12 protein-coding genes are annotated in these 14,439 nt (G+C 43.6%); all 12 read left to right on the top strand.

Features of this window, described 5'->3' with window-relative positions; genetic code table 11:
• The 12 genes from dpaB to yfmH all read left to right on the top strand — a co-directional run bounded on the left by dpaB (window position 1) and on the right by yfmH (window position 14,398).
• Window positions 1-603 carry a dipicolinate synthase subunit B gene (gene dpaB, locus BSI_RS11845; protein ID WP_003238472.1) on the top strand — a complete coding sequence of 201 codons (603 nt, stop codon included), beginning with the start codon at window positions 1-3 and terminating at the stop codon, window positions 601-603.
• A gap of 125 nt (window positions 604-728) precedes the next feature.
• Window positions 729-1,769, top strand: a complete 1,041-nt coding sequence (gene asd, locus BSI_RS11850; RefSeq protein ID WP_003238470.1) for an aspartate-semialdehyde dehydrogenase — start codon at window positions 729-731, stop codon at window positions 1,767-1,769.
• A gap of 91 nt (window positions 1,770-1,860) precedes the next feature.
• A complete protein-coding gene (gene dapG / locus BSI_RS11855) occupies window positions 1,861-3,075 on the top strand; it encodes an aspartate kinase (RefSeq protein WP_003238469.1) in 1,215 nt (404 codons plus the stop codon).
• Between the two features lie 30 nt (window positions 3,076-3,105).
• On the top strand, window positions 3,106-3,978 hold the full coding sequence (dapA, locus tag BSI_RS11860) for a 4-hydroxy-tetrahydrodipicolinate synthase (RefSeq protein ID WP_003238467.1): 873 nt from the start codon (window positions 3,106-3,108) through the stop codon (window positions 3,976-3,978).
• A 177-nt stretch (window positions 3,979-4,155) separates the two neighbouring features.
• On the top strand, window positions 4,156-5,823 hold the full coding sequence (rnjB, locus tag BSI_RS11865; RefSeq protein WP_003238465.1) for a ribonuclease J2: 1,668 nt from the start codon (window positions 4,156-4,158) through the stop codon (window positions 5,821-5,823).
• A 116-nt stretch (window positions 5,824-5,939) separates the two neighbouring features.
• A complete protein-coding gene (tepA, locus tag BSI_RS11870; RefSeq protein ID WP_003238463.1) occupies window positions 5,940-6,677 on the top strand; it encodes a translocation-enhancing protein TepA in 738 nt (245 codons plus the stop codon).
• Entirely contained in the window at window positions 6,674-6,886 is a 213-nt protein-coding gene (locus tag BSI_RS11875) for a YlzJ-like family protein (RefSeq protein WP_003238462.1), read from the top strand. Before tepA ends, BSI_RS11875 begins: the two co-directional genes overlap by 4 nt.
• A 129-nt stretch (window positions 6,887-7,015) precedes the next feature.
• Window positions 7,016-9,379, top strand: a complete 2,364-nt coding sequence (gene spoIIIE / locus BSI_RS11880) for a DNA translocase SpoIIIE (RefSeq protein ID WP_003238460.1) — start codon at window positions 7,016-7,018, stop codon at window positions 9,377-9,379.
• Between the two features lie 143 nt (window positions 9,380-9,522).
• Complete coding sequence (locus BSI_RS11885) at window positions 9,523-10,248, top strand: GntR family transcriptional regulator (RefSeq protein ID WP_003238458.1); 726 nt, start codon at window positions 9,523-9,525, stop codon at window positions 10,246-10,248.
• A gap of 124 nt (window positions 10,249-10,372) precedes the next feature.
• Window positions 10,373-11,584 carry a bacillibactin exporter BcbE gene (gene bcbE / locus BSI_RS11890; RefSeq protein WP_080010808.1) on the top strand — a complete coding sequence of 404 codons (1,212 nt, stop codon included), beginning with the start codon at window positions 10,373-10,375 and terminating at the stop codon, window positions 11,582-11,584.
• A gap of 250 nt (window positions 11,585-11,834) precedes the next feature.
• Window positions 11,835-13,115 (top strand): EF-P 5-aminopentanol modification-associated protein YfmF, encoded by a 1,281-nt coding sequence (yfmF, locus tag BSI_RS11895; RefSeq protein WP_003238454.1) that lies wholly within the window; start codon window positions 11,835-11,837, stop codon window positions 13,113-13,115.
• Window positions 13,112-14,398 carry an EF-P 5-aminopentanol modification-associated protein YfmH gene (yfmH, locus tag BSI_RS11900; RefSeq protein ID WP_003238452.1) on the top strand — a complete coding sequence of 429 codons (1,287 nt, stop codon included), beginning with the start codon at window positions 13,112-13,114 and terminating at the stop codon, window positions 14,396-14,398. The genes yfmF and yfmH overlap by 4 nt, the downstream gene beginning before the upstream one ends.
• Window positions 14,399-14,439: the final 41 nt, after the last annotated feature.

Raw genomic sequence — 14,439 nt, 5'->3', positions numbered from 1 at the left:
ATGTCGTCATTAAAAGGAAAAAGAATCGGGTTTGGGCTGACCGGCTCGCATTGCACATATGAAGCGGTTTTTCCGCAAATTGAGGCGCTGGTCAACGAAGGTGCTGAAGTCCGTCCGGTTGTCACATTTAACGTGAAGTCCACAAATACCCGATTTGGAGAGGGAGCAGAATGGGTTAAAAAAATTGAAGACCTGACCGGATATGAGGCCATTGATTCGATTGTAAAGGCAGAGCCCCTTGGGCCGAAGCTGCCCCTTGACTGCATGGTCATTGCTCCTTTAACAGGCAATTCAATGAGCAAGCTGGCAAATGCCATGACGGACAGTCCGGTGCTGATGGCGGCAAAAGCGACAATCCGAAACAATCGGCCGGTCGTTCTTGGCATTTCCACAAATGATGCTCTCGGATTAAACGGAACAAATTTAATGAGGCTCATGTCAACAAAAAATATCTTTTTTATTCCATTCGGGCAAGACGATCCATTTAAAAAACCGAATTCAATGGTAGCCAAAATGGATCTGTTACCGCAAACCATTGAAAAGGCATTGGTGTATCAGCAGCTTCAGCCGGTTCTAGTTGAGAATTATCAGGGAAATGACTAAATTTACAGAAAATCTTTCCCAAACTAAAAAATTCGGTCATCACCCGCATATTCTATGGTAAAATAAAACGTAAAATCATAGTCAAATCAATTCAATGATGCTGATTGGCGGAAGGAGTTTTACAGATGGGAAGAGGTTTACACGTAGCTGTTGTTGGAGCGACAGGAGCTGTAGGACAACAAATGCTTAAAACACTTGAAGACAGAAACTTTGAAATGGACACACTTACATTGCTATCTTCAAAACGCTCTGCGGGGACAAAAGTCACGTTTAAAGGCCAAGAGCTGACTGTTCAGGAAGCTTCTCCTGAGAGCTTTGAAGGGGTAAATATTGCTTTGTTCAGCGCCGGCGGAAGCGTATCACAAGCATTGGCACCAGAAGCTGTAAAACGCGGCGCTATTGTTATAGATAATACGAGTGCATTCCGTATGGACGAAAATACACCGCTAGTTGTGCCTGAAGTGAATGAGGCAGACTTGCATGAACACAACGGCATTATTGCCAATCCTAACTGCTCTACAATCCAAATGGTTGCAGCTCTTGAACCGATCCGCAAAGCATACGGCTTAAATAAAGTCATCGTATCAACTTACCAGGCGGTATCAGGAGCGGGAAATGAAGCTGTAAAAGAGCTTTACAGCCAAACACAGGCGATTTTAAATCAAGAAGAAATTGAGCCTGCGATCATGCCTGTCAAAGGTGACAAAAAACATTATCAAATCGCCTTCAACGCGATTCCGCAAATTGATAAATTCCAAGACAACGGCTATACGTTTGAGGAAATGAAAATGATAAATGAAACGAAAAAAATCATGCACATGCCTGACCTTCAAGTAGCGGCTACATGTGTGAGACTCCCAATTCAAACTGGGCACTCAGAGTCCGTCTACATCGAGGTAGACCGTGATAACGCTACAGTTGAAGATATTAAAAGTCTATTAAAAGAAGCTCCGGGCGTGACACTTCAGGATGACCCAAGCCAGCAGCTTTATCCGATGCCTGCTGATGCCGTCGGCAAAAACGATGTGTTTGTAGGCCGCATCCGCAAAGACTTGGACAGAGCAAACGGTTTTCATTTATGGGTTGTTTCTGATAACCTATTAAAAGGCGCGGCATGGAACTCTGTTCAAATTGCAGAAAGCCTGAAAAAACTAAACCTCGTATAAAAGAGAGAATTTCCTAAAGACGAATAGAAGAGAGTAAGGCGCTATCAGCCTGCTCTCTTCTGTTACGTCCGAATAATTTGGAGTGAAAACAGTGAAGATAATTGTTCAAAAGTTCGGCGGAACATCTGTAAAAGATGATAAAGGCCGTAAACTGGCTTTAGGGCATATTAAAGAAGCAATCAGTGAAGGATATAAGGTTGTCGTTGTCGTTTCAGCGATGGGCCGGAAAGGAGACCCGTACGCAACAGATTCTTTGCTGGGGCTGCTTTACGGCGATCAATCAGCGATTTCTCCAAGAGAGCAGGATTTGCTTTTATCTTGCGGAGAGACCATTTCCTCTGTCGTCTTTACAAGCATGCTGCTTGATAACGGTGTGAAAGCAGCTGCGCTGACAGGGGCCCAGGCTGGCTTTTTAACAAATGATCAGCATACCAATGCGAAAATCGTTGAAATGCGACCGGAGCGTTTATTCAGTGTGCTCGCGAATCATGACGCTGTAGTCGTCGCAGGGTTCCAGGGGGCAACTGAAAAGGGTGATACAACAACGATTGGCAGAGGGGGCAGCGATACGTCAGCAGCCGCACTCGGAGCAGCGGTTGACGCGGAATACATCGATATTTTCACAGATGTTGAAGGTGTGATGACTGCTGACCCGAGAGTGGTGGAAAATGCGAAACCGCTCCCTGTCGTGACGTATACGGAAATTTGCAACCTGGCGTATCAAGGGGCGAAGGTCATTCATCCTCGGGCTGTGGAAATTGCGATGCAGGCCAAGGTTCCGATCCGCGTCCGTTCGACTTATTCGAAAGATAAAGGCACATTGGTGACATCACATCACTCTTCTAAAGTCGGAAGCGATGTTTTTGAAAGGCTGATTACGGGAATTGCCCATGTCAAAGATGTCACGCAGTTTAAAGTTCCTTCGAAAATTGGCCAGTATAACGTTCAGACTGAAGTGTTCAAGGCGATGGCGAATGCGGGAATCAGCGTCGATTTCTTTAACATTACACCTAGTGAAATCGTATATACAGTAGCCGGGAATAAAACAGAAACAGCTCAGCGTATTTTAATGGATATGGGCTATGATCCGATGGTAACGAGAAATTGCGCGAAGGTATCGGCGGTCGGAGCGGGCATTATGGGTGTTCCTGGTGTCACGTCCAAAATTGTTTCGGCTCTTTCAGAAAAAGAAATACCGATCCTTCAGTCGGCTGACAGCCATACGACGATATGGGTGCTTGTCCATGAAGCAGATATGGTACCTGCTGTAAACGCTTTGCATGAAGTGTTTGAACTTTCTAAGTAAATGTGATTGAATCATGATGAGGTGAAAAAAATGAATTTCGGAAATGTGTCTACAGCGATGATTACACCCTTTGACAATAAAGGGAACGTAGACTTTCAAAAACTGTCTACACTGATTGATTACTTGTTGAAAAACGGAACGGATTCTTTAGTAGTAGCGGGAACAACTGGAGAATCTCCAACCCTTTCGACTGAAGAAAAAATTGCGCTTTTTGAATATACGGTAAAAGAAGTGAACGGAAGGGTGCCGGTTATTGCGGGTACTGGAAGCAACAACACAAAAGATTCCATTAAGCTGACAAAAAAAGCTGAGGAAGCGGGCGTAGACGCGGTTATGCTCGTTACGCCGTATTACAATAAACCTTCTCAAGAAGGAATGTACCAGCATTTTAAAGCAATTGCGGCAGAAACGTCTCTTCCTGTTATGCTGTATAATGTGCCGGGCCGCACGGTAGCTTCTCTCGCTCCTGAAACGACGATCCGTTTGGCGGCAGACATCCCGAATGTGGTTGCGATTAAAGAAGCGAGCGGAGACCTAGAAGCGATTACAAAAATTGTTGCAGAAACGCCGGAAGACTTCTCTGTCTATTCAGGGGATGACGCCCTGACGCTTCCTATTCTCTCAGTCGGAGGAAGAGGAGTTGTGTCAGTTGCGAGCCATATTGTAGGCTCTGATATGCAGCAAATGATCAAAAATTATACGAATGGGCAAACAGCTAATGCGGCACTAATTCATCAGAAACTGCTGCCGATTATGAAGGAACTGTTTAAAGCGCCTAACCCGGCTCCTGTCAAAACAGCTCTTCAGCTGAAAGGCCTTGATGTCGGATCAGTGCGACTTCCTCTTATCCCGCTAAGCGAAGATGAACGGCTGAGCTTAAGCAGCACGATCAGCGAACTGTAAGAAAAATTTCATACAGTGAAACAAACGCGGTCATTCTCACATTCAGCTGAGTTTGACCGTTTCTTATACATATTGGTTTTCCCTAAACTTCTGCTTTATCTTGTTTTCTAAATTTACTTTCAGTTATAATAGGAACAAGTGATGATGGACGGGTATGAGACTAGGAGGATATAGATTTTGAAAAAGAAAAATACAGAAAACGTTAGAATTATCGCCCTTGGCGGTGTCGGAGAAATTGGGAAGAACCTTTATGTCATTGAAATTGACTCAGACATATTTGTTGTTGATGCCGGACTTATGCATCCAGAAAACGAAATGCTCGGTATTGATGTTGTGATTCCTGACATATCATATTTGATTGAACGGGCTGACCGCGTCAAGGCAATCTTTTTAACGCACGGGCACGATGAAAATATCGGCGGCGTTTTTTACTTGTTAAACAAGCTGTCCGTTCCAGTGTACGGAACAAAGCTGACGCTTGCACTGTTAAGAGAAAAATTAAAACAATACGGACATAACCGAAAAACTGATTTAAGAGAAATTCACTCCAAATCTGTCATTACATTTGAATCGACAAAAGTATCGTTCTTTAGAACGATTCACAGCATCCCTGATTCTGTAGGTGTAAGTTTTAAAACATCACTTGGATCTATTGTATGCACGGGAGACTTCAAATTTGACCAAACACCTGCACTTAATCAAACGTGCGACATTGGCGAGATCGCCAAGATCGGCAATAGCGGCGTGCTCGCCCTGCTTTCTGACAGTGCAAATGCGGAACGTCCGGGTTATACCCCTTCGGAAGCAGCTGTCAGCGGCGAAATTTCGGACGCGCTGTATAATTCAGATAACCGGGTGATTATTGCTGTTTTTGCATCCAATATTAACCGGATTCAGCAAGTCATTCATGCTGCGGCTCAAAATGGCAGAAAGATTGCCGTTGCCGGAAAAAATCTTCAATCTGTCCTGCAGCTGGCAAGAAAGCTCGGATATATTGAAGCAGATGATGAACTGTTTATTTCTGTGCAGGATGTCAAGAAATATCCGAAGCGCGAAGTGGCCATTATTACAGCCGGCAGCCAAGGTGAACCGTTAGCTGCCCTGACAAGAATGGCAAACAAAGCTCACAAACAGCTGAACATTGAAGAAGGGGATACGGTTGTGATTGCGTCCACACCAATCCCTGGGCAGGAACTCATTTATTCTAAAACAGTAGATCTTCTCGCGAGAGCCGGTGCACAAGTCATCTTTGCTCAAAAGCGTGTCCATGTATCTGGCCACGGCTCACAAGAAGAGTTAAAGCTGATGATCAATCTGCTTAAACCAAAATATTTAATTCCTGTAAACGGCGAATACAGAATGCAAAAAGCTCATTCAAAAATCGCTGAAGAAATCGGCATGAAGCGCAGTGACATTTTCTTAATTGAAAAAGGAGACGTCGTTGAATTCCGCGGCCAAAACGTAAAAATTGGGGATAAAGTTCCATACGGCAATATTTTAATTGATGGTTTAGGTGTCGGTGATATCGGCAATATCGTATTGCGAGACCGCCGCTTACTTTCACAGGACGGGATTTTAATCGTTGTCATTACACTTGATAAACAAAAGAAACATCTTGTATCAGGACCAGAAATTATCACGCGCGGTTTTGTTTATGTAAGAGAGTCTGAAGGCCTTATCGTACAGGCTACTGAGCTTGTCCGTTCTATCGTGACAGAAGCGACAGAAGCATCAAATGTTGAATGGTCAACGCTGAAGCAGGCAATGCGGGATGCTTTGAACCAATTCCTATATGAAAAAACGAAACGTAAACCGATGATCATCCCAATCATTATGGAAGTATAATGTCTGAATAAAGACCGGAGCTGCTCCGGTCTTTATTTTTTTGCCTTTCAAGCCGGGATTGAATTGAGTATCTTTGTTCATAATACAAAGAGAAACTCGGAAAGGGTGAAAGCGAGATGGATCATCGTATGGAAAACACAGAAGAAGAGCGTTCTGAAAAAAATGATGCGAAAGACAGCATTATGAATAAAATACAGCAGCTTGGTGAAACGACGCTCCCGCAGCTGTCCCAAGATACAAATATTCATTGTCTGACCATTATTGGACAGATAGAAGGCCATGTTCAGCTTCCTCCGCAAAACAAAACAACAAAATATGAGCATGTCATCCCGCAAATTGTCGCAATTGAACAGAATCCTAAAATTGAAGGCCTGCTGATTATATTAAATACTGTTGGAGGAGATGTTGAAGCGGGTCTTGCGATAGCAGAAATGCTCGCATCTTTATCAAAACCGACCGTTTCTATCGTGCTTGGTGGCGGGCATTCTATCGGCGTTCCGATTGCAGTATCCTGTGATTATAGCTATATCGCTGAAACAGCAACAATGACGATTCATCCCGTTCGGCTGACCGGACTGGTCATCGGTGTGCCGCAAACGTTTGAATACCTGGATAAGATGCAAGAAAGAGTTGTGAAATTTGTGACAAGCCATTCCAATATAACCGAAGAGAAGTTTAAAGAGCTGATGTTTTCAAAAGGAAACTTAACACGAGACATCGGAACAAATGTAGTCGGGAAGGATGCAGTTGAATACGGGCTGATCGATCACACAGGCGGTGTTGGACAGGCGATCAATAAGCTGAATGAGCTCATTGAGGAAGCAAGGGCAGAAGAAGGACGGATGATTCAATGATTCTGTATACCGTGATGCCGCAGGAAATTGTATTTGCGGAACAGAACCAGGAGACAAGCGTTCATGAGCAAATTGAGTATAAAGGTGTGCCGCTTCTTGTCGAGATGAAAGGCAATGAAGCGGAAGTCATTCAAATCATGAGCACAAATCCAATGCATTTTCTGCACCCAGACATTTCTCCGGGACAAAGGCTTAAATTAAACGTATAAGATCCACCCCTTTTTTAAGGGCAAAATATGCTATAATAGGGGAATCCTACAGAAAAAACGCAGCCTGTAAACGGCTGCTTTCTTCATTATGTATGAACTTACATTTTTTAACGCAGTAAGGTGATGAGTGTGGCAAAGAAAAAACGAAAATCAAGAAAAAAACAGGCGAAACAGCTCAATATAAAATACGAACTCAACGGATTGCTGTGTATAGCCATTTCAATTATCGCGATTCTGCAGCTGGGGGTAGTCGGCCAAACCTTTATTTACTTGTTCCGCTTTTTTGCTGGAGAGTGGTTTATTTTATGTTTGTTAGGTTTATTGGTGTTAGGCGTCTCGCTGTTTTGGAAGAAAAAAACGCCAAGCCTATTAACGAGACGAAAGGCTGGGTTGTACTGCATCATCGCAAGCATATTGCTGCTTTCCCATGTGCAGCTGTTTAAAAATTTGACGCACAAAGGGTCTATTGAGTCCGCAAGCGTGGTGCGCAACACGTGGGAATTGTTTTTGATGGACATGAATGGCAGCTCCGCTTCACCTGATTTGGGCGGAGGGATGATCGGTGCGCTGCTGTTTGCGGCTTCACACTTTTTGTTTGCGTCGACTGGTTCTCAGATTATGGCGATTGTCATGATTTTGATCGGAATGATTCTAGTTACAGGTCGCTCTCTTCAAGAAACGCTGAAAAAGTGGATGAGCCCGATTGGCCGCTTTATAAAAGAACAATGGCTTGCATTTATTGATGATATGAAATCCGTCAAAACAAATATGAAGTCATCGAAAAAAACGAAGGCGCCTAGCAAAAAACAAAAGCCGGCCCGCAAAAAACAGCAAATGGAACCAGAGCCTTCTAATGAAGAGGAGGACCAGGAAACGGCATCGCCTCTTATTCATTCAGAGCCGATTATCTCAAGCTTTTCAGATCGTAATGAAGATGAAGAATCTCCAGTCTTAGAAAAGCGAGCTGAACCTGTATCAGAGCCGCTTCAGGACATCCAGACTGAGACAGGTGATCAGGAAACTGTTTCTGCTCCTCCTATGACCTTTACGGAGCTTGAAAATAAGGATTACGAGATGCCGTCACTGGATTTACTGGCTGATCCAAAGCATACCGGCCAGCAGGCTGATAAAAAGAATATTTATGAAAATGCAAGAAAGCTCGAACGCACCTTCCAAAGCTTTGGCGTAAAGGCGAAAGTTACACAGGTTCATCTCGGGCCGGCCGTAACCAAATATGAAGTGTATCCCGATGTCGGAGTGAAGGTTAGCAAAATTGTCAATTTAAGCGATGACTTAGCGCTTGCACTTGCTGCGAAGGATATCAGGATTGAGGCGCCTATACCAGGCAAATCAGCAATCGGAATAGAGGTTCCGAACGCAGAAGTGGCAATGGTATCACTGAAGGAAGTGCTCGAGTCTAAATTAAATGACAGACCGGATGCGAAACTGCTAATTGGACTCGGCCGTAATATTTCAGGTGAAGCTGTATTGGCTGAGTTAAACAAGATGCCCCATCTTTTGGTCGCAGGCGCAACCGGAAGCGGGAAAAGCGTTTGTGTCAACGGCATCATTACAAGCATTTTGATGCGTGCGAAACCGCATGAAGTGAAAATGATGATGATCGATCCTAAAATGGTAGAGCTGAATGTCTACAACGGGATTCCGCATTTGCTTGCTCCGGTCGTAACCGATCCGAAAAAAGCGTCACAGGCTTTGAAAAAAGTTGTCAATGAAATGGAGCGGCGGTACGAATTATTTTCTCATACGGGTACAAGAAATATTGAAGGTTACAATGATTATATAAAGCGCGCCAACAATGAAGAAGGAGCGAAACAGCCGGAGCTGCCGTATATCGTTGTGATTGTGGACGAGCTTGCCGATCTCATGATGGTCGCTTCATCTGATGTGGAAGATTCGATTACGAGATTGTCCCAAATGGCGCGGGCTGCCGGCATCCATCTCATTATTGCGACACAGCGGCCGTCGGTTGACGTTATCACAGGGGTCATCAAGGCGAATATTCCGTCACGAATCGCGTTCAGTGTTTCTTCACAGACGGATTCAAGGACGATTCTTGACATGGGTGGCGCTGAGAAGCTGCTCGGACGAGGCGATATGCTGTTTTTGCCTGTCGGGGCTAATAAACCCGTCCGCGTGCAGGGAGCATTTATGTCGGATGACGAAGTGGAGAAGATCGTCGACCATGTGATTACGCAGCAGAAAGCGCAATACCAGGAAGAAATGATTCCTGAGGAGACAACGGAAACGCATTCCGAGGTTACCGATGAGCTTTATGATGAAGCTGTTGAATTAATCGTCGGCATGCAGACGGCATCTGTTTCAATGCTGCAAAGAAGATTCAGAATCGGTTATACGCGAGCGGCGCGCCTGATTGATGCAATGGAGGAAAGAGGCGTTGTTGGGCCGTATGAAGGCAGCAAACCTAGGGAAGTCTTATTATCAAAAGAGAAATATGATGAGCTCTCTTCTTAATGAAGGGAGTTCAGTTTTCTGCAGTTACCAATAATAACATTATGTAAACTAACAACCTTTCTATTTATTTTTTCGACAAAACATGATATAGTTGTCCCAATTGTTCAATAATTTTTATCGAAAGTGGTTTACGGAGGGGAAACATGTCTACAAAAGCTGATAATCGGCACTTGTATTTAAAAGTGATTGAACGAATTAAAGAGGATATCAAAAATGGCATCTACACTGAGAAGGAAAAGCTGCCTTCTGAATTTGAGCTTTCCAAAAAGCTGGGTGTCAGCAGAGCGACGCTAAGAGAAGCCTTGCGGATACTGGAAGAAGAGCATGTGATTATCAGAAGGCATGGTGTAGGCACTTTTGTCCATTCTAAGCCGTTATTTCTTTCGGGCATTGAACAGCTGAACAGTGTAACCAAGATGATAGAACAGGCAAATTTGACACCTGGCACGATTTTTCTATCATCGCAAGTGCTTATGCCGTCTGAAGATGATATCAAGAGATTTCATTTGGCAGAAGGGCAAGAACTTTTTTACCTCGAACGAGTCAGAACAGCTAACGGACAGCCGATTGTGTATTGTATAGACAAAATTCCGATGGATATTTTGCCGAATTCTTTTTCTCATCAGCAAGAATCTATGTTTGATTTGCTTGAGAAAAATTCAGGCTCCGTGATCAGCTATGCAGTGACTGATATTGAACCGATCGGTTATCATGATACAATTTCTCCAGTGCTGGAATGCGATCCGGAAACAGCTCTCCTGCTGTTAAAACAAACCCATTACGATCAGCACGATCAACCGGTGCTTTACTCATTAAATTATTTTAGAGCGGATAAATTCAGATTTCATGTTTTGCGTAAACGATTCTAAAACGGACGCCTGTGATGTGTCTGTTTTTTTATTTGTCTTTTTACATACTTTCACTCGGGTTAACGCAACATATAAGGGATGACAAGAAAGTGAATGGGTGAAAATGTTGAGAGAGAAAAATGGAATGAAAAATATTATTGCATTGTCTTCCGTACCGCTTGTGATGACACTCGGGAACTCCATGCTGATTCCCGTTCTGCCGATGATGGAGAAAAAGCTGTCGGTGACTTCATTTCAAGTGTCTTTAATCATTACTGTATATTCGGTCGTGGCAATTATTTGCATTCCGATTGCGGGGTATCTGTCAGATCGATTCGGGAGAAAAAAAATATTGCTGCCATGCCTCCTCATTGCAGGATTAGGAGGGGTGGTCGCTGCTTTTGCCTCCACCTATATGAAAAATCCTTACGCTATGATTTTGGCGGGCCGGGTTCTTCAAGGCATCGGTTCTGCAGGTGCAGCTCCTATCGTCATGCCGTTTATCGGCGATTTGTTTGAAGGAGACGATGAAAAGGTCAGTGCCGGTCTTGGCGATATTGAAACCGCCAACACATCTGGGAAGGTACTGAGTCCCATACTTGGCGCTTTACTGGCTTCCTGGTACTGGTTTGTACCGTTTTGGTTTATTCCGTTTTTCTGTTTAATCAGCTTTTTGCTCGTGTTGTTTCTGGTGTCTAAGCCTGAAGAAGATGAAGATGCACCAGCGGTTTCTGAGTTTGTCAAGAGTGTGCGGAAAATCTTTAAACAGGACGGGCGCTGGCTTTATACGGTCTTTATTATCGGGTGTGTGATTATGTTTTTGTTATTCGGCGTATTATTTTATTTGTCAGATACGCTGGAGAACAAGTATGCCATTGACGGAGTGGCTAAAGGCGGATTACTGGCAATCCCACTTTTGTTTCTGTCAACCAGTTCTTTTATAGCTGGCAAAAAGATCGGTAAAGATAAAGGGCGCATGAAATTTTGCGTTGTTACGGGAATGGTTATGTTAACCCTGTCGTTTATTGCTTTGTGGTGGAACCACAGTTTTTATTTTTTATTTGCCTTTTTAAGTTTTGGCGGGATTGGGATCGGAATGGCTCTCCCTGCTTTAGATGCACTGATAACCGAAGGCATTAAAAGTGAGCAATGCGGAACCATTTCCTCCTTTTACAATAGCATGCGCTTTATAGGAGTAGCTCTCGGTCCTCCTGTGTTTGCGGCGTTAATGTCTAATGCAAACTGGCTGATTTTCATTCTATCGGCGTTTTGCAGCATTGTTTCTTTATTTCTAGTGCTCTTTACTGTGGATGCTAAAAAAAGTGAAGAGGAAGAAAAAAACTTAGGGACGGTCTAGCCAACCGTCTTTTTTTGCTGTGAAGGCCGGATGCTGTCATTTAGCGGAAAGTCATTCTCTGTGTAAGGCTCAAACAGCAGCTTTTCAGAATGAAAAAGGATTAACCTATACAGCCTCTGTCTTGTCAGGCGGAGGTTATTGTTTCCTTATAAATCCTACAGTTGCTATAATTACATGAAAGAGTGTTTCTGCGTATGCTGAAAATTGGTCATAATACATACTAATAAGAAATGAACGAAGGAGGTTCCATATGTCATATGTAAATGAAGTAAAAACAAAGCACGGCGGTTTAACCGCACACATTGTAGAAACAGAAAAATTCAAAACCGTCTCGCTTATTTTTAAAATGCTTGCGCCGCTGACAAAGGACCAAGTCACAAAAAGAGCACTGCTTCCGCATGTGCTTCTTCGCGGAACAAAAAACCATCCGAAAACAGCAGAATTGCGCTCTTATTTAGATGAACTGTACGGCACGTCCGTTTCGGCAGATCTTTCGAAAAAAGGAGAGCGGCACGTCATTACGCTCAGGCTTGAAATCCCGAATGAAAAATATTTAAAAGATCAAACGCCGCTTCTTGAAAAAGGACTGCAGCTTCTCGCAGAAATCGTCTTTTTACCTGCTCTAGAGGGAGGCGTATTTCAATCACAATATGTGGCTCAAGAAAAACGGACGCTCAAGCAAAGAATCCAAGCGGTCTATGATGATAAAATGCGCTACTCGAATTTAAGGCTGATACAGGAAATGTGCAAAAATGAGCCTTACGCGCTCCATGTCAATGGCGAAATCGACGATGTCGATGCCATTACGGCTGATCAATTGTATGAAACATACCAAAGCGCGATCCAAAAAGACCAGCTTGATCTTTATGTTGTTGGCGATGTGGACAGTAACCAAGTGCAAGCGTCAATTGACAAGTATTTTCAAACAGAAGAGCGCACCCTCGCAGCGATTGAAAACAATCACGCTGAGCAAAAAGCCCAGCCTAAAGAAGTGATTGATGAAGAAGATGTCAAACAAGGAAAGCTGAACATAGGCTACCGCACCGGTATCACTTATACGGATCAGGATTATCCTGCTTTACAAGTGTTTAACGGACTGTTCGGCGGGTTCTCTCATTCCAAGCTTTTCATCAATGTTCGGGAAAAAGCCAGTCTTGCTTACTACGCCGCTTCTCGAATAGAAAGTTTTAAAGGCTTGTTAATGGTGATGTCGGGCATTGAAGTGAAAAATTACGAACAGGCTGTTTCTATTATTGCTGAGCAATTTCAGGCAATGAAAAACGGCGACTTCAGTGAACAGGACATCGCTCAGACAAAGGCTGTCATTCGAAATCAAGTGCTGGAAACCATTGATACTGCGTACGGTTTATCTGAATTTTTATATCAGCAGGCCGCTGCTCAGGTCGATATTCCAATCGAAGACTTTCTTGCCAATATCGAGCAGGTCACAAAAGAGGATATCATGAAAGCCGGCGAAAAGATTCAGCTTGATACGACTTATTTCTTAAAAGGGACGGAGGGTGCATCTTGATCAAACCAATCGAATATGAACAGCTTCAGGAGACGCTGTACCATGAAAAAATGCCAAACGGCCTTGACGTTTACGTTTTGCCGAAAAAAGGCTTCAACAAGACATATGCGGTCTTTACAACAAAGTACGGCTCTATAGATAACCGGTTTGTCCCTTTAGGTAAAAATGAGATGGTCCACGTGCCGGACGGCATCGCCCATTTTCTTGAGCACAAGCTATTTGAAAAAGCGGACGGAGACGTTTTTCAAGATTTTAGCAAACAGGGCGCTTCTGCCAATGCGTTTACGTCATTTACAAGAACGGCTTACCTTTTTTCAAGCACATCAAATGTTGAACGCAATTTAGAGACACTGATCGATTTTGTGCAGGACCCATATTTTACTGAAAAAACGGTTGAAAAAGAAAAAGGGATTATCGGGCAGGAGATTAACATGTATGACGACAACCCTGATTGGAGGCTTTACTTCGGGGTCATTGAAAACATGTACAAAGAACATCCTGTCAGAATTGACATAGCGGGAACAGTGGAAAGCATTTCACATATTACAAAAGACCTTCTTTATGAATGCTATGAAACGTTTTATCACCCGAGCAACATGCTCCTCTTCATTGTTGGCCCAGTAGATCCTGAAACGATCATTTCTCAGGTAAGAGAAAATCAGGAAAGAAAGCCGTATACTGATCAGCCGGAGATCAAACGGGAGGAAGTACAGGAGCAAGAAGCGGTTTTCCGAAAAGAAAAAGAGATCAAAATGAACGTGCAGGGACCGAAATGCCTTGTCGGGCTGAAATCAAAGAACCCTTTTAAATTAGGCAAAGAGCTGTTAAAGCATGAACTTTCAATGAACTTATTGCTTGAATCTCTTTTCGGCAAAAGCTCTGCCCAGTACGAAACACTTTATGAAAAAGGGTATATTGACGAAACGTTCAGCTTTGATTTTACTGCAGAATATGGGTTTGGTTTTGCGGCGATCGGAGGCGATACGCCGGAACCTGATCAATTGGCTGAAGACATTTCAAGCATGCTTCTGCGCGCCGGTGAACTGATTACTGCTGAAAAGATTGAACTTGCCAGAAAGAAAAAGATCGGTTCATTCTTAAAGGCGCTGAATTCACCTGAATACATTGCCAATCAATTTACCCGTTATGCTTTCTTGGATATGAGCCTGTTTGACGTCGTAACGGTACTCGAGCAAATTACCCTCGAGGATGTCCAGCAAGTAATACAAGAGGAAATTGCTGCAGACAGACTGACCGTCTGCAAGGTTGTTCCTAAATCATAAACAAAACATCCCTCCAGTGTGAGGGGTGTTTTTCTGCGGAA

This window comes from Bacillus inaquosorum KCTC 13429 (assembly GCF_000332645.1).
GTDB lineage: Bacteria > Bacillota > Bacilli > Bacillales > Bacillaceae > Bacillus > Bacillus inaquosorum.
Note: the sequence above shows the minus strand (reverse complement) of the source record. Positions and strands in the feature narration are given on the sequence as shown.

Coding starts and splice junctions, on each gene's coding strand:
- tepA (WP_003238463.1), top strand. CDS start 5,940: ATGGATCATCGTATGGAAAACACAGAAGAAGAGCGTTCTGAAAAAAAT.
- asd (WP_003238470.1), top strand. CDS start 729: ATGGGAAGAGGTTTACACGTAGCTGTTGTTGGAGCGACAGGAGCTGTA.
- BSI_RS11885 (WP_003238458.1), top strand. CDS start 9,523: ATGTCTACAAAAGCTGATAATCGGCACTTGTATTTAAAAGTGATTGAA.
- dapA (WP_003238467.1), top strand. CDS start 3,106: ATGAATTTCGGAAATGTGTCTACAGCGATGATTACACCCTTTGACAAT.
- BSI_RS11875 (WP_003238462.1), top strand. CDS start 6,674: ATGATTCTGTATACCGTGATGCCGCAGGAAATTGTATTTGCGGAACAG.
- yfmF (WP_003238454.1), top strand. CDS start 11,835: ATGTCATATGTAAATGAAGTAAAAACAAAGCACGGCGGTTTAACCGCA.
- dpaB (WP_003238472.1), top strand. CDS start 1: ATGTCGTCATTAAAAGGAAAAAGAATCGGGTTTGGGCTGACCGGCTCG.
- bcbE (WP_080010808.1), top strand. CDS start 10,373: ATGAAAAATATTATTGCATTGTCTTCCGTACCGCTTGTGATGACACTC.